Origin of the sequence: Marinobacter qingdaonensis (genome assembly GCF_034555935.1) — a bacterium.
Lineage (GTDB): Bacteria > Pseudomonadota > Gammaproteobacteria > Pseudomonadales > Oleiphilaceae > Marinobacter > Marinobacter qingdaonensis.
In genome coordinates, this window is record NZ_JAYDCJ010000003.1 from 358,716 (window position 1) to 380,625 (window position 21,910).

21 protein-coding genes are annotated in these 21,910 nt (G+C 63.6%); 9 read left to right on the forward strand and 12 right to left on the reverse strand.

Translation table 11 applies throughout. The features are described 5' to 3' along the window. Window positions 1-50 precede the first annotated feature (50 nt). Together U5822_RS04885 and U5822_RS04890 are read right to left on the reverse strand one after the other, a co-directional pair. Window positions 51-377: a hypothetical protein gene (locus tag U5822_RS04885; protein ID WP_322854505.1), complete on the reverse strand. Its 327-nt coding sequence runs from the start codon at window positions 375-377 to the stop codon at window positions 51-53. Between the two features lie 201 nt (window positions 378-578). Continuing rightward, window positions 579-1,892, reverse strand: a complete 1,314-nt coding sequence (locus U5822_RS04890) for a DcaP family trimeric outer membrane transporter (protein ID WP_322854506.1) — start codon at window positions 1,890-1,892, stop codon at window positions 579-581. A gap of 320 nt (window positions 1,893-2,212) precedes the next feature. Here U5822_RS04890 and U5822_RS04895 point away from each other — a divergent pair, with 320 nt between their 5' ends. The 4 genes from U5822_RS04895 to U5822_RS04910 all read left to right on the forward strand — a co-directional run bounded on the left by U5822_RS04895 (window position 2,213) and on the right by U5822_RS04910 (window position 5,924). Beyond that, window positions 2,213-3,409 carry an acyl-CoA dehydrogenase family protein gene (locus tag U5822_RS04895; RefSeq protein WP_322854507.1) on the forward strand — a complete coding sequence of 399 codons (1,197 nt, stop codon included), beginning with the start codon at window positions 2,213-2,215 and terminating at the stop codon, window positions 3,407-3,409. Between the two features lie 10 nt (window positions 3,410-3,419). After that, entirely contained in the window at window positions 3,420-4,562 is a 1,143-nt protein-coding gene (locus U5822_RS04900) for an acyl-CoA dehydrogenase family protein (protein WP_322854508.1), read from the forward strand. 108 nt (window positions 4,563-4,670) lie between these two features. Beyond that, window positions 4,671-5,432: a class II aldolase/adducin family protein gene (locus U5822_RS04905; RefSeq protein ID WP_322854509.1), complete on the forward strand. Its 762-nt coding sequence runs from the start codon at window positions 4,671-4,673 to the stop codon at window positions 5,430-5,432. Between the two features lie 24 nt (window positions 5,433-5,456). After that, a complete protein-coding gene (locus U5822_RS04910; RefSeq protein ID WP_322854510.1) occupies window positions 5,457-5,924 on the forward strand; it encodes a MaoC family dehydratase in 468 nt (155 codons plus the stop codon). Window positions 5,925-5,948: 24 nt separating this feature from the next. On the opposite strand, the gene U5822_RS04915 is transcribed toward U5822_RS04910, so the two are convergent. The 8 genes from U5822_RS04915 to U5822_RS04950 form a co-directional block, all read right to left on the reverse strand. Further along, the gene (locus tag U5822_RS04915) at window positions 5,949-6,884 is read right to left on the reverse strand and encodes a ketopantoate reductase family protein (RefSeq protein ID WP_322854511.1); all 936 of its coding nucleotides are present in this window, start codon (window positions 6,882-6,884) and stop codon (window positions 5,949-5,951) included. After that, a complete protein-coding gene (locus tag U5822_RS04920) occupies window positions 6,881-8,554 on the reverse strand; it encodes a long-chain fatty acid--CoA ligase (protein ID WP_322854512.1) in 1,674 nt (557 codons plus the stop codon). The genes U5822_RS04915 and U5822_RS04920 overlap by 4 nt, the downstream gene beginning before the upstream one ends. Before the next feature lie 23 nt (window positions 8,555-8,577). After that, window positions 8,578-9,357, reverse strand: a complete 780-nt coding sequence (surE, locus tag U5822_RS04925; protein WP_322854513.1) for a 5'/3'-nucleotidase SurE — start codon at window positions 9,355-9,357, stop codon at window positions 8,578-8,580. Then, window positions 9,354-10,418: a phosphotransferase gene (locus U5822_RS04930; RefSeq protein ID WP_322854514.1), complete on the reverse strand. Its 1,065-nt coding sequence runs from the start codon at window positions 10,416-10,418 to the stop codon at window positions 9,354-9,356. The genes surE and U5822_RS04930 overlap by 4 nt, the downstream gene beginning before the upstream one ends. A gap of 172 nt (window positions 10,419-10,590) precedes the next feature. After that, window positions 10,591-11,358: an SDR family NAD(P)-dependent oxidoreductase gene (locus U5822_RS04935; RefSeq protein WP_322856885.1), complete on the reverse strand. Its 768-nt coding sequence runs from the start codon at window positions 11,356-11,358 to the stop codon at window positions 10,591-10,593. Window positions 11,359-11,524: 166 nt separating this feature from the next. Beyond that, complete coding sequence (locus tag U5822_RS04940; RefSeq protein ID WP_322854515.1) at window positions 11,525-12,727, reverse strand: acyl-CoA dehydrogenase family protein; 1,203 nt, start codon at window positions 12,725-12,727, stop codon at window positions 11,525-11,527. After that, window positions 12,720-13,202, reverse strand: a complete 483-nt coding sequence (locus U5822_RS04945; protein WP_322854516.1) for a PaaI family thioesterase — start codon at window positions 13,200-13,202, stop codon at window positions 12,720-12,722. The genes U5822_RS04940 and U5822_RS04945 overlap by 8 nt, the downstream gene beginning before the upstream one ends. Then, window positions 13,202-13,996, reverse strand: coding sequence for an SDR family NAD(P)-dependent oxidoreductase (locus U5822_RS04950; protein WP_322854517.1), 795 nt, complete (start codon window positions 13,994-13,996; stop codon window positions 13,202-13,204). The genes U5822_RS04945 and U5822_RS04950 overlap by 1 nt, the downstream gene beginning before the upstream one ends. A 143-nt stretch (window positions 13,997-14,139) precedes the next feature. Here U5822_RS04950 and U5822_RS04955 point away from each other — a divergent pair, with 143 nt between their 5' ends. Further along, complete coding sequence (locus tag U5822_RS04955; RefSeq protein WP_322854518.1) at window positions 14,140-15,744, forward strand: class I adenylate-forming enzyme family protein; 1,605 nt, start codon at window positions 14,140-14,142, stop codon at window positions 15,742-15,744. Between the two features lie 3 nt (window positions 15,745-15,747). On the opposite strand, the gene U5822_RS04960 is transcribed toward U5822_RS04955, so the two are convergent. Next, window positions 15,748-16,488: an enoyl-CoA hydratase/isomerase family protein gene (locus tag U5822_RS04960; RefSeq protein WP_322854519.1), complete on the reverse strand. Its 741-nt coding sequence runs from the start codon at window positions 16,486-16,488 to the stop codon at window positions 15,748-15,750. 161 nt (window positions 16,489-16,649) lie between these two features. On the opposite strand from U5822_RS04960, the gene dctP reads away from it, so the two are divergent. From dctP to U5822_RS04980, 4 genes are all read left to right on the forward strand, one after another. Continuing rightward, window positions 16,650-17,696, forward strand: a complete 1,047-nt coding sequence (gene dctP / locus U5822_RS04965; protein WP_322854520.1) for a TRAP transporter substrate-binding protein DctP — start codon at window positions 16,650-16,652, stop codon at window positions 17,694-17,696. Between the two features lie 91 nt (window positions 17,697-17,787). Then, complete coding sequence (locus tag U5822_RS04970; protein ID WP_322854521.1) at window positions 17,788-18,333, forward strand: TRAP transporter small permease subunit; 546 nt, start codon at window positions 17,788-17,790, stop codon at window positions 18,331-18,333. Beyond that, a complete protein-coding gene (locus tag U5822_RS04975) occupies window positions 18,330-19,640 on the forward strand; it encodes a TRAP transporter large permease (RefSeq protein ID WP_322854522.1) in 1,311 nt (436 codons plus the stop codon). Before U5822_RS04970 ends, U5822_RS04975 begins: the two co-directional genes overlap by 4 nt. A 109-nt stretch (window positions 19,641-19,749) precedes the next feature. Continuing rightward, window positions 19,750-20,343: a hypothetical protein gene (locus U5822_RS04980; protein ID WP_322854523.1), complete on the forward strand. Its 594-nt coding sequence runs from the start codon at window positions 19,750-19,752 to the stop codon at window positions 20,341-20,343. Window positions 20,344-20,429: 86 nt separating this feature from the next. Here U5822_RS04980 and U5822_RS04985 read toward each other — a convergent pair whose 3' ends face one another. Further along, window positions 20,430-21,827 carry a sodium-dependent transporter gene (locus tag U5822_RS04985; protein ID WP_322854524.1) on the reverse strand — a complete coding sequence of 466 codons (1,398 nt, stop codon included), beginning with the start codon at window positions 21,825-21,827 and terminating at the stop codon, window positions 20,430-20,432. Window positions 21,828-21,910: the final 83 nt, after the last annotated feature.

The following is a 21,910-nucleotide window of genomic DNA, read 5'->3' on the forward strand; positions in this document are numbered from 1 at the left end:
GGCCGGCTGCACGGACAACAAACTTCGCAACGGGTGTTGATCAGAAACGATCAGGTGAACCGGGGCGGGCCTTGGGGAAGATGGGGGTAACTGGTGAGTCGTGCGGGCGGATTGATAAAGCCGAGGGCTGGGCGTTGAGCATCGGCGTGACCGATCGGCAGCAGCCCGAAACCGACTGCGTCAACCGGGTTGGGGTCGGCAGAGGACCATTCGTAGGGGGCGTCGACCAGGGCGGTATGGGACGTACCCAGGCCTTCGGGCAATTGGTCGACCAGAGGTGTGCTGGCACCGGCCATCGCCCAAACCAGAATAACCAGAGCCACCAGCCAAAGCTGGCATTCGCTGATTCGGTTTTCCGAGACTCGCAATGTCGGCATGGCGGTCTTGAGGCCTTCCTGTGCAGGCAGATGGTCCAGAGCTTTGGGAGTCTTACACAACCCACTCCCGGTCATCATTCGTTTTTTTCAGACTTTTAGATCGTTTTTTTCGATGAAAAGCCCGACCAATCGGTCGGGCTTTTGCGGTAAAGACCAGGATTGGAGCCACACAGGCGAGCGAGCTCCAAGCGAGACCTTTTATTAGAAAGCGAGCTTGGCCGAGGCCATCACCTGCTCATACTGCTCGTCGCCATCGCCGGCAATCTCGGCGAAGTTCCAGTGCGCATACTCCACCCCCAGGGTCAGCTTCTTGTGCGGTGACCACAGCAGGTTGACGTGCACCGAGGTTGAGGCGTCGAAGTAGCTCAGGGTGCCAAACGGAGGCGTGGTACCGGTCAGGTCGTCCACGATCTCGGTGTGGGATACCGACAGCGAGCTGCGCCAGTTCGGGCTCCAGAAGTGCCGGTAGGCGGCGGTGGCGCCGAAGGTCTTCAGCGGCTCAACCTCGCCATTGGCCAGGGCCGCGCGGTCCACATCCGGGTAGGTGAACAGCCCCATGTAACGACCCAGGTCCCCATAGCTGTACTGCAGGCGCAGGTCGTCCCGGCCAACGGTGGGGATGCGGGCGCTGAGCGAGACCGCGCCGGTGGTCACGGTGTCGTCGGCGGCATCGTCTTCGATGCTGCGCACCACACCCGCCACCGAGTAGATCCCCAGTTCGTTGCGAATCTGGTAACGGGCCACCAGGTCGGGGTAGGACTGGTCGTCATAGGACTCAGTGCCGAATCCGTCTTCCGGGTTTTCCAGGGCCAGCATCAATTTGCCGCCTGGTGCCGCCAGGGTATAACGCAGCATCGGCTGACGCAGGAAGATAAAGGCCGCCTGCTTACCCTGATCGAGGATTTCCGGCATGGCCGCCAGGTCGGTAAACGTGGTGTAGGTCTGACCGAACAGCCAGTTGTTCCAGGCACCGTAGGCCTGGCGCAGCCGCGGGGCGTAGCTGTTGGATACCACCTCGTTGCCGTCTGCGCTGGCGCCCTGGTTAAAGTCCATTTCCACGTAGGTTTTCAGATCATGGCCCGCCACATCCGAGGTGTTGGTGCCAATGCTGATCCGGCTCTCGCGCGCGCTGAAACCGGTTTTCCAATCGCTTTCACCGTCTCGGGCGGCGGCAGCCAGGCTACGGGGCAAGCCCACTGAATAGCCATTCTTCCAACCATTGCCGTTGGAGCCTGCCAACACATCCGCTTTGATGAAACCGCCGATGGTCACGGTGGTGTCACCAATCCGGATGCCGGTGCCATCTTTCAGCAGGTAGTTGTTCTCGGCCTGAGGCTCGGGCGCCGTGCCGGTGCCGAGCTTGGACTCGAGCTGCTCGATCCGATCCCGCAGCTCCTGCAATTCTGAATCCTGGGCGAAAGCGCCCTGGGCACCCAGCAGGCACGCCGGCAATGCCACGGCCAGAGCCAGGGGTGTCGGCCGCAGGCCAGCCAGGGAAACTCTTCTTGTTGTCATCGCAAACCTCTTAAAACCTGAATTAATCGTTGTTATGGACGCACTCGGAAGCGGCACGGGGAAGGCCTCGGACGGCCCTAGTTTCATACAGCGGAATTATCTACTACATAAATTCCGCCTGGCAGTACCAGTTTCCGAGAAAATCAGACTAGAGGAAGCTTTTTAGATAAACAAGCTCCGAATACAAATTTCAGAACCGTTTACCGATCCACAACGAATAAACTGTTCCATTAACATTGACAGCGGAACGGCGACTGAAGGATCATGGGGCCATTCTGCTATGCGGTATATATTTTCGCTGGAACGCAAAGAGGTTGCCCATGAACATGAACTACACCGCCGAGGAACTCGCCTTTCGCGACGAAGTGCGTGCGTTTCTTGATGAGAAGCTGCCGGCGGACATCGCCGCCAAGGTGAAGAGTTTCCGCCCACTGACCAAAGCGGACCATCAGCGCTGGCAAAAAATTCTCAGCGCCCAGGGCTGGTACGCGACCCACTGGCCTGAAGAGTACGGCGGGGTGAAATGGAGCCCGGTGCAGAAGCACATCTGGGACGAGGAATCTTCCCGCTACGGCGTGCCGCGCTCGGTGCCCTTCGGGGTCAACATGGTGGCTCCGGTCATCATCAAGTTTGGCAACGAAGAGCAGAAACAAACCTACCTGCCGCGCATCCTCAGCGGCGAGGACTGGTGGTGCCAGGGTTATTCCGAGCCGGGTGCCGGCTCCGACCTCGCCTCCCTGAAAACCCGTGCCGTGCGCGAGGGTGACCACTACATCGTCAACGGCCAGAAGACCTGGACCACCCTGGGCCAGCACGCCAACATGATCTTCTGCCTGGTGCGCACCAACACCGAAGTGAAGGCCCAGGAGGGCATCTCCTTCCTGCTGATCGACATGAACACCCCGGGCATTTCGGTGCGCCCGATCATCACCCTGGACGGTGAACACGAGGTCAACGAAGTGTTCTTCGAGGACGTCAAGGTGCCGGTGGAAAACCTGGTGGGTGAGGAAGACAAAGGCTGGACCTACGCCAAGTACCTGCTGACCTACGAGCGCACCGGCCTGGCCGGCATCGGCCTGTCCAAGGCGGCGCTGTCGCACCTGAAGCAGCTGGCGTCCCGGCGCATCAAGAATGGCCGGCCGCTGATCGAAGACCCGACCTTCAGCCAGCGCATCGCCAAGATCGAGATCGACCTGACCGCCGCGGCCATCAGCAACCTGCGCATCATCGCTTCGGTTGAAGGCGGCGGTGTACCCGGGGCGGAGAGCTCGATGCTCAAGGTCCGGGGCACGGAGATCCGTCAGGCCATCAATGACCTGGCCCGCCGGGCGATTGGCCCCTACGCCCTGCCGTTTGTTGAAGAGGAACTGGCAGACGGTTTCGACGGCGACTACCTGTTAGACGAGTTGGCGGCGCCACTGTCGGCCAACTACTTCAACAATCGCAAGCTCTCGATTTTCGGCGGGTCCAACGAGATCCAGAAGAACATCGTGTCGAAAATGATCCTCGGGCTTTAAGGAGGCGACCATGGATTTCCAACTCAACGAAGAGCAGCAGATGCTGCAGGACACCGTGGGCCGCCTGGTGCGCGGTGAGTACAGCTTTGAAAAACGCCTGGAGTTCAGCGAAACCGAAGCCGGCTACAGCGAGGCCTTCTGGGCCCAGCTGAGTGAACTGGGCCTGACCGCCGTACCCTTCTCCGAGGAGCTGGGCGGATTCGGCGGCGGTGGCGTCGAGGTCCAGTCGGTGATGACCGAACTGGGTCGGGGCCTGTGCCTGGAGCCGTACCTGCAATCGGTGGTCTTCGGTGGTGGCCTGGTCGCCCAGGCCGGTAACGAGAGCCAGCGTGAACAATGGCTGACCGGCATCGCCAGCGGTGAACTGAAAGCGGCCGTGGCGCTGCAGGAGCCCCAGAGCTTCTACGACCTGAATGATGTGGAGACCCGTGCCGAGAAATCCGGCGACGGCTACCAGCTCAACGGCCGCAAGGCCGTGGTGATCGGTGGCCACTGTGCCGACCTGATCCTGGTCTCGGCCCGCACCTCCGGTGACAGCCGGGATGCCGACGGCATCAGCCTGTTTGCCCTGAGCCCGGACACCGCCGGCGTCGAGCGTCGCAGCTACCCCACCATCGATGGGGCCAAGGGCTGCGACATCGTCCTGAACAACGTCCAGGTCGGTGCCGATGCCCTGCTCGGCGGCGAAGGCCAGGCCGGCGCGGTCATCGAGTACCAGAGCGGCCGTGCCATTGCCGCCCTGTGCGCGGAAGCGGTCGGGGTAATGGAAGTGGCCAACGAACTGACCCTGGACTACCTCAAGCAGCGCAAGCAGTTCGGCGTACCCATCGGCAAGTTCCAGGTGCTGCAGCACCGCATGGTGGACATGATGTCGGAACTGGAGCAGGCACGCTCCATGGCGATCCTGGCCGCCAGCGTGGCCGACGCCGAGCAGAGCGATGAGCGCCGGCGCATCCTGGCGGCGGCCAAGAACGTGATTGGCCGCAGCGGCCAGTTCATCTCCGAAAACGGCATCCAGTCCCACGGCGGCATTGGCATGACCTGGGAGTACAACTTTGCCCACTACGCCAAGCGCCTGATCACCATCAACCATCAGCTGGGGGACGACGACGTCCAGCTGGAGCGTTACGCCCGCCTGATGCAGGCGAGCTGACCCCCACTTCCTGTGAGTCCGGGACCTCCCCCCTTCAGTACGAGGTCCCGTTCGGGGGTGTCCGCCAGGCCACCCCCTTTTTTTTTGCCAACGACGCGAGGTGATCCAATGACAACAAGCACCACCCCGACCGACGCCCGGGATCTGGCCAAGGCCGAATGGCAGGTTCGCACCCAACTGGCCGCCGCCTACCGGCTGGTGGCCCTGTTTGGCTGGGACGATCTGGTGTTCACCCACCTGTCGGCCCGGGTGCCCGGCCCGGAGCATCATTTCCTGATCAACCCCTACGGCCTGCTGTTTCACGAGATCACCGCCTCGTCCCTGGTGAAAGTCGACCAGGACGGCCAGGTGGTGGCCGCCGGCGGCCTGGAACGGGTCAATCCCGCCGGTTTCACCATCCACAGCGCCGTGCACATGGGCCGCGAGGATGCCGGCTCGGTCATGCATCTGCACGCCGCCGATGGCGTAGCGGTCTCGGCCCATCGGGACGGTCTGCTGCCCCTGAGCCAGACCGCCATGCTGTGCCTGGACCACCTGAGCTATCACGACTACGAAGGGGTGGCGCTGAACCTGGACGAACGGGAACGGCTGATCCGGGATCTGGGCGACAAGTCGATGATGCTGCTGCGTAATCATGGCGTGCTGACCGCCGGGCAGGACGTTCCGGAAACCTTCACCTACCTGTACTTCCTGATGAAAGCCTGCGAGATTCAGGTCAAGGCCCAGAGCTGCGGGCCGACCAGGATGCCGTCCGAGCAGGCGATCCAGACCACGGCCGACCAGTCGCAGAATCTGGGCGCCGCCGCCAAACTGACCTGGCCGGCGCTGCTGCGCCTGCTGGACAGCAAGAACCCTGGCTACGCGGTCTGAGACCACCCATTCACGAGAAGGAAGATGCTCATGCTGACCCCGTCACTGACCGAACTGCGTGACTACCAGGGCCAAGTGATTGGCCACAGCCCGTGGATGACGGTATCCCAGGCCATGATCCAGGCCTTTGCCGACGCCACCGGCGATCACCAGTGGATTCACGTGGATGTTGAACGTGCCCGTGCGGAGTCACCCTGGCGCAGCCCGGTGGCCCACGGATTCCTGACCGTCTCGCTCATTCCCCGGCTCAATACCCAGGTGCTGCAGGTCAGTGGCACCAGTGCCAGCATCAACTACGGCCTGAACAAGCTCCGGTTTCCGGCCGCGGTCAAGGCCGGCTCCGCCATCCGCACCCGGATGGCGCTGCAGGAGCTGACCCAGGTCGACGAACACCGCTACCTCGCCAGCTACCACACCACCGTGGAAATCGAGGGGGAAGACAAGCCCGCCTGCGTGGCGGAGAATCTGGTGATGTACGTCACCGGCGGCTGACGCCGCCGGTTCCGGTGACCGGGCTCAGGCCCGGCCTTCGAGCGCGGCCCGCATTCTCAGGGTTACCAGCACCGTGTTCAGGTGGGGTACGGCAATGCCGTGGTGCTCGGCCAGGGCCACCACGTTGCCCAGCACCGCATCGCGTTCGATGGGCCGGTCATTGAGGTAGTCCAGGGCCATGCTGTTCTTGTACGGCGGCATCTTGCGGGTGCCATCGATGTTCTGCTCGATCAGTCCCTCGTCCATGGGATAACCCTCGGCCTCGGCCACCGCCATCACTTCCCGGATCATGGCCCGGATCAGCGCTTCGCCGCCCTCGGTGTCGAGGATGGTCCGGGTATCGGCGCCGTTGGCGATCACCGACAGCGGATTGAACGGGGTGTTCCACAGGCACTTGCGCCAGCGCTCGCCGACCACCGCCTCACTCAGGTCCACCTTGATCCCGCCCGCGATGAACAGTTCCGACAGCTCGCGACAGTGGCCATCGATGCCCTTCGGATAGGCGCCCATCACCAGCTTGCCGTAGGCCTTGTGCTCGACCACACCGGGCTCGGTGCGACTGGCGGCAATGAAGGCCAGGCAACTCAAAATTGGGTTGTCCGGGTAGGCCTCCGCCAGCTCGCGCTCGATGCCCAGGCCATTCTCGATCAGCACCAGCCGGGTGTTCGGCCCCATCCAGGGCCGCACCAGTTCGGCGCGATCCACCCCGGGCAACACCTTGACGCAGAGGATCAGGTAATCCGGCGCCGACGCGGGGGTATCGCCGTCCCGGTAGACCTGATCCGGTTGATAGGACAGGTCGCCGAGCGGGCTGGTGATGCGGATACCCTGCGCTTTTACAACCTCGTATTCGGAGCGCAGTACCGTGCTGACCGAACAACCGGCACGTTTGAGAATGGCGCCGTAAAAGCTGCCGATGGCGCCGGCACCAACGATCAGGATGCTGGGTTTACTGCTCATTCGGATGCCGCCTTGTCCTTCCATTCCTCTTCCTGCAGGGCCCGCCACATCAGCTTCCCGGTGGGGGATTTCGGCAGGGCGTCGACAAACTCGATCAGGGTCGGCACCTTGTAGGCGGCCATCTGCTCTTTGCACCAGCCGCTGATGTCCGCCACCGAGGTTTTGCCCTCGGCCTCGGGCGTCAGCACAATGCAGGCTTTCACCGTCTCACCGCGCTTCGGATCCGGCGAGGAGATGATGCACACTTCCCGGATCGACGGATGCCGGTACATCAGCGCCTCCACCTCCGACGGCCAGACCTTGAAGCCGGACGCGTTGATCATGCGCTTGACCCGGTCGACCATGAAGAAATAACCGTCCTCGTCGTAATAGCCCAGGTCGCCGGTGCGGAAGAACCGCTTGCCGTCGATCTCCACGAACGCGGCCTCGGTTTCAGCCGGCCGGTTCCAGTATCCGAGGGTGACCTGGTTGCCGCAGGAGATGATCTCGCCGGTCTCACCCGGACCCTTTTCCTCCAGGGTGTCGACATCAATGATCCGGCTGTCCACGTCGAACACCGGAATACCGAGACACTGGGGTTTGGGCTGGGCGTTGGGGTTGATGTGGGTCGCCGCCATGGTCTCGGACAGGCCATAGCCCTCGATGTAGTCGAGCCCGGTCAGGGCCTTGAGCTTTTCCGCCACCGCGACCGGCATGGCGGCACCGCCACCGCCGATCATGTTCAGGCTGGACAGGTCGTACTGGCCCAGGTCCGGGTTGGACAGGAAATCCACCGCCATGGTCACGATGTTGGTCCAGCCGGTTACCCGGTAACGCTCGATCAGCCGCGCCGCCGTGGTGCGGTCCCAACGGGTCATGATCACCGAGGTGGAGCCGATGTACAGCGGCCCGTTCATGGACCCGGTCATACCAGTGACGTGGAAGAACGGCAGGGTCGCCAGCTGGACGCTGTCCGGGGTACTCAGGTTCCAGAATACCCGATGCACGGCGGTGGCCATGACCGAGCGATGGGTGTGCATGCAGCCCTTGGGGGCGCCGGTGGTGCCGGAGCTGTAGGGAATCACCGCCAGATCCTCGGGACCGGCCAAGTGCTCGCTCGGGGTGTGGCCGGCGGCCATGGCCGACTCCCAGCTCACCATGCCCGGCTGATTCCCGGACCAGGCCGGCGCGGCGACCTCGGCCGGCAGGTCCAGATCCGTGTCCGGGTCGATGTAGGTGCTGTAGGACGCCACCACCACCTGCTCCAGGTCGGTGTCCGGAATCAGCGGGGCAATGAAGTCCGCCAGTTCCTGGCCGGCCAGGCACACCCTGGCGCCGGTGTCGGCGATGTAGTGTTCCAATTCGGCCGACCGGTTCATCGGGTTGACCGGAATCACCACCGCATCGGCACGCAGGATGGCGTAGTAGGAAATCACGTACTGGGGCGAGTTCTGCATGTACAGCAGCACCCGATCCCCTTTCGCCACACCCTGGGCCTGCAGATGGCCGGCCATGGTCTCCACCTCCTGCAGCAGACGGCGGTAAGTGATGGGGGCATCGTAGAAAATCAGCGCGTTATGGTCCGGGAACCGGCGGGCCGAAATCTCCAGGTTGGTAAACAGGCTGGTTTTCGGCAGCGTCATGGTTTTTGGCAGCTCTTTCGGCCAAACCTTGTAGTGACGTGTGAACATGGTGGTCGTTCTCCCAGGTGAAATCAGTCGGCCGCCACGGCGGACAAATCCAATTCATTGCTGCCCCCGGGCAGGGGCTCTTGATGACGTAACGGGGTGATGGCGATGGCCTTGTCCCGGAGCACCGAGACATCGGCCTCCGGCGCCGTGATGTGGCGTGAATCCCGATCGAACCCCAGCCACCAGTACGGCAGGCTGCGAGCGTCCCGGCCGGCGACCAGGCGGGCACGCTGGATCGAACCGGTCGACTGCCGACACCAGCGGGCGTGACTAATGGCCGAGGCGTCGCAAGCCGGGAAATTCACGTTCCAGGCCCGAACCACGTCCGGCTGCCAGAGCTCGCGGATCACCGCCTCGCCGAACCGCTGCACCGGGTCCCACTGGATACCGTCCCGGGACATGAAGGCCTGGCTCAGGGCGATGGCGGGAATGTTCATGTGCACGGCACTGAGCACGGCACCGACGGTGCCCGAGTACTGCACCGAATCGCTGATGTTGGCACCGCAGTTGACCCCGGACAGCACCAGATCGGGTGGGGATTCCTCGAACCATTTGGCCAGGGAATAGAGCACGCAATCCGCCGGGGTGCCGGACACCGCGTAGCGCCGGGGACCGGTCTCGTAGACCCGCAGCGGATCGTGGATAGAAATGCTCTGGCCGGCGCCACTGCGATCATGCTCCGGCGCCACCACCCAGACCTCTTCCGCCAGGTTGCGGGCAATGGCTTCCAGCACCGCCAGCCCCGGGGCGTTGATGCCGTCGTCGTTGGTGATCAGGATGCGTTGAACAATAGGTTCACTCATGCCGGTCTCCCCTCGCTGGCGATTTTCCATCCAACCTGGGCCAGCAGACTGGCCCGCTTGCCCACCTGCAGGGCGTTGGCGTTGGCGGCGTTGCCATCCAGCGCCCGTTTGTAGACGCCCTGGAGAATGGCCGCCAGCCGGAACAGGGAAAACGCCAGGTACACGTGCCAGTCGTCGATGCCGTCCCGGCCGGTCCGGGCGCAGTAGCGGTCCAGGGTTTCCTGCTCGGTGGGAATGCCCAGCGCCTCCAGGTCCTCCCCCTTGAGCCCACGCATGCCTTCCAGATCAGAGGGCAGATGGTAAGGCAGGCAATAATAGGCCAGGTCCGCCAGCGGGTGGCCGAGGGTGGACAACTCCCAGTCCAGGATGGCGATCACCTCGGGCGAGTCCGGCGCCAGCATCAGGTTGCCGAAGCGGTAATCACCGTGGGCGATGGCACACTCGTCCGTGGACGGCAGGTTCTCGGGCAGCCACGCCATCAGCCGATCCATCTCCGGCAGCTCGTCGGTCTTGGACGCCAGATACTGCTTGCTCCAACGCGCCACCTGCCGGGCGACGTAACCTTCCGGCCGACCGTAATCCGCCAGGCCAATGGCATTCACATCCACCGAATGCAGCGCTGCCAGGGTATCAATGGCGGAGTGATGGGCCGGCAAACGCTCCTGCCGGTCCAGCGCCCGCAGGGCCGAATGACTGACAATCCGGCCTTCCAGGAAATCCATCACGTAAAACGGCGTACCAATAACCTCGCTGTCCTCGCACAGCACCCGCACATTCGGCACCGGCACCTCGGTGTGCTCGGACAGCGCCCGCATCACCTTGTACTCCCGCTCCACCATGTGGGCCGACGGCAGGGTCTTACCCGGCGGTTTCTTCCGCAGCACGTAGCGGCCGCCGTCGGTCTCCAGCAGAAAAGTGGGATTGGACTGGCCACCCTGGAATTGCTTGACCGCCAGGCGGTCGCCCACTTCCGGCAGGGTGTCCTGCAGCCAGGCCAACAAACGGGACTGGTCAAATTCATGCGCTGGCAGAACATCCACCAGTTCAGGCGTCATACTCATTACTTGTCTCAGCCTTGTTCAAATAGCGTTACGGCGGCCCGCACCGGGTAAATTGGACGGTGGGTGGGGTGTCTTTGTGCAGGGAAAAAGCTGTCTGAGCGCAGCGAGTTCTTTTTCCCGGAAGAAAGACACCCCACCCGGCGGCCGCCCCGCCAATCACGATGGCCCGCCCTTAACAGATGGTCTCGCCACCGTCAGCGACAATCACCTGGCCGGTGATGTAGGCGCTGGCCTTTGTTGATAAAAAGACCGCCAGGCCGGCGATGTCGACCGGATCACCGATGCGTCGCAGCGGCGTCTTGTCTTCGGCGCGTTTGACCCGCACCGGGTCTTCCCAGAGGGCCTTGGCGAAATCGGTCTTGATCAGACCCGGTGCGATGCTGTTGATGCGGATGCCTTTCGGGCCCCACTCCACCGCCAGATTCCGGGCCAGGGCCGCTTCCGCGGCCTTGGAGACACCGTAGGTACCGATGGTGGTGTTGCCACGAAGACCGGCGATGCTCGACAGCAGCACTACCGCACCCTCGCCTTTCTCCGCCATCTGCGGCAGCACCATGTTGGTGAGCCAGAAGGTGCCTTTGACGTTGGTGTCCATGATCTTGTCCCAGGCCTCGTCGGTCATTTCGGACGTCGGGCCATAGACCGGGTTGGTGGCGGCGTTGCACACCAGTACGTCGATGGCACCCCAGGCTTCGTTGGTCTTGGCAACCAGATTCTCGAGGTCTTCCTTCTTGCCGACGTGACAGGGAATGGCAATGGCCTCGTAGCCCTGCTCTTTCAGTTCACTCGCCACCTGTTCGCAGGCCTCGGCCTTGCGGCTGGAAATGACAACTTTCGCACCCAGGCGGGCCATTTCTTCGGCGATGGAGCGACCAATGCCCTTGGTGGAACCAGTCACCAGGGCAACCTTGCCGGTCATATCAAACAGCGGGTTGTTCATCATTCGATCCTCATGCTCAGTGCTCGGGGAACGAACGTTGAGACGCCTGCCGGGACTGTGCAAAACAGGGATGTTTTGCTCAAGCCTACAAGGACGTATTCACGGCGTGTCCCGGCAGGCGTCTCATCGTTTGTTCATGCTCCCAACGGTTCGGGGCAAATCAATCTCAGCGGTACTGGCGCAATTCCAGCTTGGCCACGGAATCCAGATGCACCTCATCCGGGCCATCGGCCAGTCGCAGGGTGCGCACCTTGGCCCAAGCCGACGCCAGGAAGGTGTCCTGGCTGACACCGGCGCCGCCATGCACCTGAATGGCCCGATCCAACACCTTGAGCGCCATGCTCGGGGCAATCACCTTGATCATGGCGATCTCCTGACGGGCGACCTTGTTACCCACGGTGTCCATCATGTGCGCCGCCTTCAGGGTCATCAGTCGCGCCTGCTCAATTTCGATGCGACTGCGTGCAATGTCCTTGCGAATAGAGTCAAAGCTGGACAGCGGCTTGCCGAAGGCCTCGCGCTCGTTGGCGCGCTTGCACATCATCTCCAGCGCGCGCTCGGCCACGCCGATGGTGCGCATGCAGTGGTGAATCCGCCCCGGCCCCAAACGGCCCTGGGCAATCTCGAAACCGCGGCCCTCGCCCAGCAGGATGTTGCTGGCCGGCACCCGGACGTTCTCATAATGGATCTCGGCATGACCGTGGGGGGCGTGGTCGTAGCCGAACACCGTCAGTGGCCGGATCATCTTCACGCCCGGGGTGTCCAGGGGCACCAGGATCATCGACTGCTGCTGGTGCTTGGGCGCTTCCGGATCGGTCTTGCCCATGACGATGGCGATCTTGGCGGTGGTGGTCATGGCGCCGGAGGACCACCATTTACGGCCGTTGATCACGTACTCGTCGCCCTCGCGCCGGATCTCACAGGCAATGTTGGTGGCGTCCGAGGAGGCCACGTCCGGCTCGGTCATCGAAAAGCAGGAGCGGATTTCACCGGCCAGCAGCGGCTTCAGCCACTGGTCCTGCTGTTCCTGGTTGCCGTAGCGGGCGATGGTTTCCATGTTGCCGGTGTCCGGTGCGGAGCAGTTGAACACCTCCGGCGCCATTTCCGAGCGGCCCATGATTTCGCACAGGTGGGCGTATTCGAAATTGGTCAGCCCGGCCCCGTAGTCGCTGTCCGGCAGGAACAGGTTCCAGAGCCCGGCTGCCTTGGCCTTGGCCTTGAGCTCCTCAATGATCGGCACCGGGGCCCAGCGGTTGGCTGCCTGCTCGACCTGCTCATGGTGCAGGGCTTCGTTCGGGTAGATGTGGGCTTCCATGAACTCGGTCAACTGCGCCTGCAGCTGTTTCGCCTTGTCAGACAGCTCAAACATGTCCGCTTCCTCTTGTTGTGTCGGGCGTTGATTCGTTGATGGGCACGCCTTCGGGCCGGTCACTGCCGGACCGGATCCGAAAGGTGCCCTCGGCCATGGCCAGCAGGTTGCCCTGGTCGTCGTGGACTTCGCCGGTGCTGTTGAAGATCCGGCGGCCGCCGGCGCGCTTGCGACCGGTGACCCGGATGGTTCCGCTCGAGCACTGGCCGGTAAAGGTGGTGGTCAGGGACAGGGTGATCGCCTTGCGCATGCGGCCGGGGTAAGGGCAATAGGTGCCGGCCTGGGCCATGGCGATGTCCAGCAGGGAGGTCAGCACCCCACCGTGAATCACGCCACCCAGGTTCAGGTGCCGGGGCTCCAGCGCCAGCTCGATCACCGCCTCATCCTCTTCCCAGCGGCCCTGGCGATAACCCAGCAGGCTGTGGAAACCGGGCAGCTCGGTGCCGTTGATCAGATCGGATTCGTCCTGGCTCATCAGACTTTCATTCCCGGCAGGTTGAGGGAGGCGGTATTGCCGCCGTCCACGGCCAGCGCCTGACCGGTGATGTAACTGGCGTCGTCGCTGGCCAGGAACAGGATGGCGGCGGCGATTTCCTCGGGGTCACCGTAACGGCGCAGCTCACAGCGGGAGCCCAGTTTGTGGGCCTTCTCATGGGCGCGGGCGTAATCGAACACCGCCCGGGTCATGCCGGATTCCACCAGGCCGGGGCAAACCGCGTTGACCCGAACATTGTCAGCGCCAAGATCGCAGGCGGCGGTCATGGTCAGATTGACCACGCCGGCCTTGGACGCGCTGTAGGCGTTGCCGCCGGCGCCCGAGCGCAAGCCGGCCACCGAGGCGGTATTGACGATGGCGCCGAGCTTGCGGCCCTGCATGTGGGGCGCCACGTGCTTGATCAGCAACATGCTGCCGACCAGGTTCACCGACAGCACCTGCTGCCATTCGGCTCGGTCGTTCTCGGTCACCGGCGGGTGACTGCCGCCGGCGCTGGCAATGCCGGCGATATTGCAGAGCACATCGATCTTGCCGAACTGGTCCAGGGTGTCGGCAACCAGGGCCTGGACCTGATCCTCCTCGGCCACGTCCATCACCCGGCGCAGGAACTGCGCGCCCTCCGGCAGGCTGTTTTCGGTTTCCACCAGGCCAGCCTCGGCGACGTCCGCCAGCACCACGCGGGCGCCCTCCCGGGCCAACCGCAAGGCCGTGGCCCGGCCAATGCCGCTGCCGGCACCGGTAACAATGGCAACCCGATTGTCGAATCGCGCCATGCCCTTGGCTCCTTATGTTGTGCTTGTTGTTGTCTTGGCAAATCTTAGTTTCCACATAATTTGTCACGGCTTCCGGTTTTGAGTCAATATATTCGAAAAGTAATTTCACTAGATAAAACACAACAGCACCGGAGTGGCCAAAAATGAAAAACAATATGAACGAAATGTCCGTGCACGCGCCCCTGATCCCGGGCGAGACCTTTGACGCCATTGGACACCAGATCCAGCGTCACGCCACCGAACGCGGCGACCACCCGGCCCTGATCACCGCACAGGAGCAGGTGTCCTGGGCCGACCTGCTCGAGCGGGTCAACCGGATTGCCAACCGGCTCCGGGCGGCCGGCCTGTCCCGGGGCGATACGGTGGCAGCGCTGTCGGAGAACAGCGTGGACTACGTGGCCCTGTACCTGGGCACCCTGGTGGCCGGCGGCTGCATGGTGCCGCTGTCGGGCATGGCCAGCGCCGAGTCCCTGGTGCTGATGCTGGAGGACAGCGGGGCCCGGTTCCTGTTCGTGTCGCCGAAACACCAGCCCCTGCTGGCGGAAGTGCGGCCGGGCCTGCGCAGCCTGGGCGCCGATCGCATCCTGGCCCTGGCAGACCAGGACGCCGGCATTGGCCAACCGCTGGCCCAGTGGCTGGGCGACGTGTCCGCCGAGCCCCAACCGGCCGAGGTCAGCCTCGACGACCCGTTCAACATCATCTACAGCTCCGGCACCACCGGCACCCCCAAGGGCATCCTGCACGACTACCGCTTCCGCCAGCGCCAGATGGTGCGCATGAGCCGGTTCGGGCTGGATGGTGACGCCATCAACCTGGTGTCCACGCCGCTCTACTCCAACACCACCCTGGTGTCAGCGCTGCCGACGGTGTTCTTTGGCGGCACTCTGGTGCTGATGCCCAAGTTCAACACCCAGGGCTTCCTGGAACTGGCCGAGCGCCACCGGGTCACCCACGCCATGCTGGTGCCGGTCCAGTACCAGCGCATTCTGGCCGAGCCGGATTTCGAGAAATTCGATCTGTCCAGTTTCAAGCTCAAGCTGTCCACCAGTGCGCCCCTGCGAGCCGAGGTGATCGCCGACGCCATGGCCCGTTGGCCCGGCAATCTGCGGGAGGTCTACGGCCTGACCGAAGGCGGCATTTCCACCTCGCTGGATTGCGCCGCCCACCCGGACAAATGGGGCTCGGTCGGGCTGCCCACCGAGGGTGCCCAGGTCAAGGTCATCGACGAGCAGGGGCAGGAACTGCCGCAAGGCGAGATTGGTGAAATCGTGGGCCGGGCGATTTCCATGATGCGCGGGTACGTCAACCGGCCGGAGCAGACCGACGAGATGCTCTGGACCAGCCCCGAGGGCGAGGTGTTCTACCGCAGTGGCGACATGGGCCGGATCGATGCGGACGGTTTCGTCTACATCCTCGACCGACGCAAGGACATGATCATTTCCGGGGGCTTCAACATCTACGCGGTGGATCTGGAGCAGGCCCTGCTGGCCCATCCGGCGGTGGCAGACGTCGCGGTCATCGGCATCCCGAGCGAGCACTGGGGCGAGACGCCCCTGGGTTTGGTGGTGCGCAAGCCCGGGCACAGCGACACCGAGGCCGCCATTCTCGACTGGGCCAACAACCAACTGGGCAAATCCCAGCGCCTGGCCGGGGTGGAGTTCCGGGATCAGCTGCCCCGCTCCACCATTGGCAAGGTGCTCAAGCGCGAGCTGCGCGCGCCCTACTGGGCCGAGCGCGCGCAGGCCTGAGCCTCAGCGCCGGGCCAGCCGGTCCAGCGCGGACTGACAGTCCTCGGAGCGGAGCCGGGCGGAGAACACCTCCCGCTCCCGCTCCAGGGCCTGCTCCACCTGCGCCCGCCAGGGCGCGCGAATCAACCGCTTGCTGGCGCGCAACGCCTCCCGGGGCTTGCCCGCCAGCCGCTCGGCCTGGGCCAGGGCCTCGGTCAGGGCGTCGCCGTCAGCCACCGCCTTGCTTGCCAGGCCACAGTCCCGGGCCTGCTCGCCGCTCAGCACCTCCCCAAACAGCAACAGATCGGCCGCCCGCCGGCTGCCCAGGTGCAGCGGCATGGTCACAGTCGAGGCCGCCTCCGGCACCAGTCCCAGATCCACGAATGCGGTCTTGAAGGTCGCACTGCGACCGGTGATCACCGAGTCACAGTGCAGCAGCAGGGTGGTGCCAATACCGATGGCCAGGCCCTCCACCGCGACAATGACCGGGGTGTCGCAGTTCATCAGCGCCTCAATAAAAGCCAGGCCGGCGGACGGTTTCGGGTTGGCGTCGGTGGCCCGGGCCCGGAAATCGTCCAGGTCGTTGCCGGCGGTAAAGACACCGCCAACCCCACTCAGGACAATGGCGTGTATCGACTCGTCGCCGTTGGCCCGGGTCACTTCCGCGGCCAGGCTCTGGTACATGTCACGGGTCAGGGCGTTCTTTTTCTCGGGCCGGTTGATGGTCAGCTGCAACACCGCGCCAGACTGCTGAATATCAATCATTGGACTATCCTGTCGGAACGTTAATCGGAAACTGTGTCCAATCATCCTATTGCAAAAGACCAATCTTGTGATAGATTCAGAGAACACAAATTCACCCTGCAGTCATTAGTTCTGCACAGTGAAACAACAACAAAACGAACACAACAATCAAGAGGTCCGCCATGAACCTGTTCGCGAACGCACGCAAGTCTCTGACCGTCTACGCCTCGGCCCTGGCCCTGGGTGTCTCCGCGGCCATGAGCGCGGCTCCGGTCGCCGCCCAGGACACCGTCACCTGGAAAGTACAGTCACACTGGCCCGGCTCCAGCAGCTCCTACACCGACAGCCTGGTGCGCCTGCAGCGGGTTCTGGATGAGCGCACCGATGGTCGTCTGCAACTGAAGCTGTACGAGGCCGGCGCCCTGTTCAAGGCCAAGGAAACCTTCAACGCGGTCAGCCGCGGCATCCTGGAAATGGGCACCATCTCCCCCGCCTACGCCCAGGACAAGGTGTCCCTGGCCGGTATCGCTTCCGGCCTGCCGTTCGCCTTCCGCAACGTCTGGGAAGCAGCCTACTTCCACCAGAACATGGGCTTTGAGCAGATGCTCCGGGATGAGGCCGCCGAGCATGGCGTCTACTGGGCCACCGACAAGGTCTATCCGACCGAGATGGTGGTCAAGGAGCCGATCAACACCTGGGACGACTTCACCAGCCTGAAGATCCGCTCCTCCGGCGCCCTGCAGACCTTCCTGACCGAGGCCGGTGCGGCCGCCTCCTACATCCCGGGCAGCGAACTCTACTCGGCCCTGGACTCCGGCATTGTCGACGGTGCCCACTGGGGTGCGTCCCAGGGTGCCTCCAGCATGGGTCTGTATGAAGTGGCCAAGCACCATGTCCAGCCGGCGCTGAACATCGCCGGTACCGACGTCATCATCGTCAGCCAGAAGGCGCTGAACAAGCTGCCCGAGGACATGCAGAAGATCGTCAAGGACGCCCTGGCCGAGCAGTTCTGGGTCCGCACCAACGAATACCAGTACAAGGAGCGCATCACCCTGGCCAAGGCCATCGCCGAGCAGGGCGTGCAGGTCAACGTGCTGCCGGACGAGGTCCAGGACAAGCTGGTGCAGACCGCCCAGAAAATGTGGGATGAGGAAGCCAAGCGCGGCGACAACGCCAAGAAGGCGCTGGCGATGCTGAAAGACTACCTGGCGGAACTGGGCTACCTCTAATCGCCCGCCATCCCGTCCCAACGAAGGCCGGAGCATTGCGTCTCCGGCCTTTTTGCCCCGCAACACAATCACCGTCCTTCTGGAGAATGCCATGAGTGTGCTGACCGCATTCATGAGAGGGGTTACCCGTCTCAACGACTTTGTCGGGCGCTGGATAGCCCTGCTCATTTTTGCGATGTTCGCGTTCCTGCTGCTGGAAGTGGGTTTCCGTTACCTGCTGAACGCCCCCACCGTGTGGACCAACGAGCTGACCCAGATGCTGTTCGGCATCTACGCGGTGATGTCCGGCGGCTACATCATGGCGCACCGGGGCCACGTCAACGTCGACCTGCTGCAGGCCCGGCTGGCGCCGCGCAAGCGCGCCGTGCTCGATATGTTCACCTCGGTGGTGTTCTTCATCTTTACCCTGGCGCTGCTGTGGTTCGGCATCGACATGGCGAGCGAATCCATCTCCGGCTGGGAAACGTCCTACTCGGCCTGGAACCCGTGGATCTGGCCGGTCAAGCTGGCCATCCCCGTGGGCACGGGCCTGCTGGTCCTGCAGGGACTGGTCAAACTGCTGGAGGACATCGCGGTGGCCTTCAACCTGGATTACTACACCCCTGAAGCGACGGAGTCGGAAGGAGAGCAGTTGTGAGTATCGAAGCCCTGACCCTGCTGTTCTTCGGCGCCCTGCTGTTCTTCCTGATACTGGGCCTGCCCCTAGCCTTTGTCCTGGGCGGCGTCTCGGTGGTGTTCCTGTATTTCACCTGGGGCTTTGACTCCTTCTACATGGTGGCCTCGCAAATCTGGGGCACCATGGGCAGCTTCACCCTGGTGGCCATTCCGCTGTTCGTGTTCATGGCCATGGTGCTGGAGCGCACCGGCGTGGCCCGGGATCTGTACCGGATGATGCACCTGTGGTGTGGCGGCCTGCGCGGCGGCCTGGCCCTGGGCACCCTGGGGATCTGTGCGGTGTTCGCCGCCATGGTCGGCATCAGTGGCGCCGCGGTGGTGGCCATGGGCACCATCGCCCTGCCGTCGATGCTCGAGCGCGGTTACGACAAGAACATGGCCCTGGGCGTGATCAACACCGGCGGTGGCTGGGGTATCCTGATCCCGCCCAGCATCCTGATGATCCTGTACGCCCTGATCACCGGGGTGTCGGTGGGCAAGATGTTCGCCGCCGGCATCATGCCGGGCGTGCTGCTGATGGTGCTGACCGCGATTTACATCCTGGTACGCAGCCACCTGCAGCCGGAACTGGCGCCGGCGTTGCCGAAAGAGGAGCGCGCCAGCTGGTCCGAGAAATTCCGGGCCCTGCGGGCGGTGCTGCTGCCGATCGGCGTGGTGGTCATGGTGCTGGGCTCCATCATTGGCGGCATCACCACCCCGACCGAAGCCGCCGCCATGGGCGTGCTGGGTGCGCTGATTTCCGCCGCCGTGTACCGGCAGTTCAAGTGGAGTGTGCTGCAGGAAGCCGCCATCCGCACCTTCAAGCTGACCGGCATGATCATGTGGATCCTGTTTGCCGCCCACGCTTTCAGTGCCGCCTACCAGAGCATGGGCGCCCAGGAACTGATCGAGAGTATGATGGCGATGATTCCGGGCGGGCCCTGGGGCATCATCATCGCCATGATGGTGATCGTGTTCCTGCTGGCCATGGTGCTCGACCCGGTCGGCATCATGCTGATCACCCTGCCGGTGTTCATGCCCATCGTGGAGAGCCTCGGCTTCGATCCGATCTGGTTCGGTATCCTGTTCGTGATCAACATGGAAATCGGCTACATGACGCCGCCGTTCGGCTTCAACCTGTTCTACCTGAAAGGGATCGTGCCGCCGGGCATCACTATGGGCGACATCTACCGCTCGATCATCCCCTTTGTCCTGGTCGAGATCGTCGGGCTGGGGCTGATCATGGTGTTCCCGGAAATCGCCACCTGGCTGCCGGACCTGTTCTTCTAACCCGCTCCTGATCCGCCACCTGCCAGGCAGGTGGCGGTTTTTCCCACCAGGGATTACTCTCAAAAGACGGCCCCAGCGCAGACCGGGGCCGCCAACAAGGAGAGTTCCCATGACCCAGCCCGTCCCCAGCTTGCCCAGCCTGGCCCGCGCCCTGCTGTCGGCCCTGGCTGTCACCCTGACCCTCGCCACCCTGCCGGCCCAGGCCCGGGACCTGAACGAACAGACGATCCGGGATTTTGTCGACACCCTGGAAGCGGCGGAAAGTCTGGAACCCGAACTGGACACCCTGAGTGACGAGGTGCTCGCCGAACGCCAGGCCGAGCAGCCCGACTTCAGCCGGGTCTTTTCCGACCTGGTGGCGTCCATGCGTGGCGACCCCCTGTACGATGACCTGGAGGACATTGCCCAGGACCACGGGTTCACCGACCTGCAGGCGTGGGCCGGCACCGGTGACCGGATTTTCCGGGCCTGGATGGCCATCGAACTGGAGCAGGAAGCCCCGACCTCGGATCAGGAGATCGCCCAGGCCCTGGCGGAAATCGAAAACAGCCCGCACATGACCGAAGCCCAGAAGGCGCAGATGCGCGCGATGATGGAAAACGCCATGAGCGTGATGGAGAGCGCCCGCAACGCGCCGCCCGAGGATGTGGCGGCGGTGCGCCCGCACATGGACCTGCTGCGGGAGTTCAGCGAGGCCGAGTGACCACCGGCACCGCGGTCGTCAGGCACAAAAAAACCGGTCCCGGGTAACGGGACCGGTTTTTTCGGTCGGCCGGAGAGCCCTGGGGGTCAGCCGAACAGGTTGTAGGCGAACACGATGATCACCGCCACCGGGGTGACGAACCGGATCAGACCGTACCAGAGGCTGAAGGCACCGCCGTCCAGCGCCAGATCCAGCTTCAGCGACTCCTTGGCCACGAACCAGCCCACGAAGATGGCGGTCAGCAGCCCGGACAGCGGCAGCATGATGTTGGCGGTGAAGAAGTCGAGCAGGTCGAAGATGGTCTTGCCCTCGAACCGTTCGAACATGCCCAGCGGCGCCACATCGGCCCAGAGGTTCAGGGACAGGATCGAGGTAATGCCGAGCAGCCAGCACAGCAGACCCACCAGGATGGCGCTGCCGGTACGGGCCAGGCTGGTCTTCTCCTCGACCCATTCCACCACCGGCTCCAGCAGCGAAATGCCGGAGGTCCAGGCGGCGAACAGCAGCAGCACGAAGAACAGGGTGCCGAACAGGGTGCCCATGGGCATGTTGCCGAAGGCCAGCGGCAGGGTCTGGAAGATCAGGCCGGGACCGGCGCCGGCCTCCAGGCCATTGGCGAACACCACCGGGAAGATGGCCAGACCCGCCAGCAGGGCCACCACCGTATCCATGATCGCCACGCTCACCGCGGTGCGGGCGATGGACACGTCACGCCCCAGGTAGGAGCCGTAGGCCATCATGATCGCCATACCCAGACTCAGGGTGAAAAAGGCGTGGCCGAGGGCAATCAGCACACCGCTGATGGACAGGGCGCCGAAATCCGGCGTGAACAGGAAGCTCACCGCCTCACCAAAATGCCCGGTGGTGGCGGCGTAACCCACCGCCAGCAGCAGCAGGATGAACAGCGCCGGCATGAGGATGGTCGCCACCCGCTCCAGACCGCCCTTCAGGCCGCGGGACACCACCAGCACCACCAGCCCCATGAAGATGGTGTGCCAGATCAGCAGCTGGCCCGGGCTCGACAGCAGGCCACCGAACAGCTCGCCGATGGACTCGGCGGTGCCGCCGCTGAAGTCGCCCATGGCGGCGTGGCCGATGTAGGACGCCGACCAGCCGCCGATGACCGAGTAGAACGACAGGATCACGAAGGCGGCGATCATGCCGACCACCGCCGAGATCCGCCACAGCGGCGAACGCAGGTTGCGCTCGGCCACCAGGCGCATGCTGGTGATCGGGTTGTGGCGGCCATTCCGGCCCAGGAACACTTCCGACATCATGATCGGAATACCGATGATCGCGATGCACAGCAGATACACCAGTACGAAGGCGCCACCGCCGTTTTCACCGGTGACGTAGGGGAACTTCCAGATATTGCCGAGACCAACGGCGGAGCCGGCGGCCGCCAGGATGAAGGCCATGCGGGACGACCAGAGCCCGCGAGCCGCTCCTGTGCCGTTGTCCGAAGCCGAAGTGGACTGAGTCATGATTGTGTCCTGTGCGTTTGGCTGAGGATAAGTATAGGACCAGATCCGCCCAGGCCGGGCCCAGGCGATTGGAGCGGGATTCT

Coding starts and splice junctions, on each gene's coding strand:
- U5822_RS04885 (WP_322854505.1), bottom strand. CDS start 377: ATGCCGACATTGCGAGTCTCGGAAAACCGAATCAGCGAATGCCAGCTT.
- U5822_RS04890 (WP_322854506.1), bottom strand. CDS start 1,892: ATGACAACAAGAAGAGTTTCCCTGGCTGGCCTGCGGCCGACACCCCTG.
- U5822_RS04895 (WP_322854507.1), top strand. CDS start 2,213: ATGAACATGAACTACACCGCCGAGGAACTCGCCTTTCGCGACGAAGTG.
- U5822_RS04900 (WP_322854508.1), top strand. CDS start 3,420: ATGGATTTCCAACTCAACGAAGAGCAGCAGATGCTGCAGGACACCGTG.
- U5822_RS04905 (WP_322854509.1), top strand. CDS start 4,671: ATGACAACAAGCACCACCCCGACCGACGCCCGGGATCTGGCCAAGGCC.
- U5822_RS04910 (WP_322854510.1), top strand. CDS start 5,457: ATGCTCATGCTGACCCCGTCACTGACCGAACTGCGTGACTACCAGGGC.
- U5822_RS04915 (WP_322854511.1), bottom strand. CDS start 6,884: ATGAGCAGTAAACCCAGCATCCTGATCGTTGGTGCCGGCGCCATCGGC.
- U5822_RS04920 (WP_322854512.1), bottom strand. CDS start 8,554: ATGTTCACACGTCACTACAAGGTTTGGCCGAAAGAGCTGCCAAAAACC.
- surE (WP_322854513.1), bottom strand. CDS start 9,357: ATGAGTGAACCTATTGTTCAACGCATCCTGATCACCAACGACGACGGC.
- U5822_RS04930 (WP_322854514.1), bottom strand. CDS start 10,418: ATGAGTATGACGCCTGAACTGGTGGATGTTCTGCCAGCGCATGAATTT.
- U5822_RS04935 (WP_322856885.1), bottom strand. CDS start 11,358: ATGAACAACCCGCTGTTTGATATGACCGGCAAGGTTGCCCTGGTGACT.
- U5822_RS04940 (WP_322854515.1), bottom strand. CDS start 12,727: ATGTTTGAGCTGTCTGACAAGGCGAAACAGCTGCAGGCGCAGTTGACC.
- U5822_RS04945 (WP_322854516.1), bottom strand. CDS start 13,202: ATGAGCCAGGACGAATCCGATCTGATCAACGGCACCGAGCTGCCCGGT.
- U5822_RS04950 (WP_322854517.1), bottom strand. CDS start 13,996: ATGGCGCGATTCGACAATCGGGTTGCCATTGTTACCGGTGCCGGCAGC.
- U5822_RS04955 (WP_322854518.1), top strand. CDS start 14,140: ATGAAAAACAATATGAACGAAATGTCCGTGCACGCGCCCCTGATCCCG.
- U5822_RS04960 (WP_322854519.1), bottom strand. CDS start 16,488: ATGATTGATATTCAGCAGTCTGGCGCGGTGTTGCAGCTGACCATCAAC.
- dctP (WP_322854520.1), top strand. CDS start 16,650: ATGAACCTGTTCGCGAACGCACGCAAGTCTCTGACCGTCTACGCCTCG.
- U5822_RS04970 (WP_322854521.1), top strand. CDS start 17,788: ATGAGTGTGCTGACCGCATTCATGAGAGGGGTTACCCGTCTCAACGAC.
- U5822_RS04980 (WP_322854523.1), top strand. CDS start 19,750: ATGACCCAGCCCGTCCCCAGCTTGCCCAGCCTGGCCCGCGCCCTGCTG.
- U5822_RS04985 (WP_322854524.1), bottom strand. CDS start 21,827: ATGACTCAGTCCACTTCGGCTTCGGACAACGGCACAGGAGCGGCTCGC.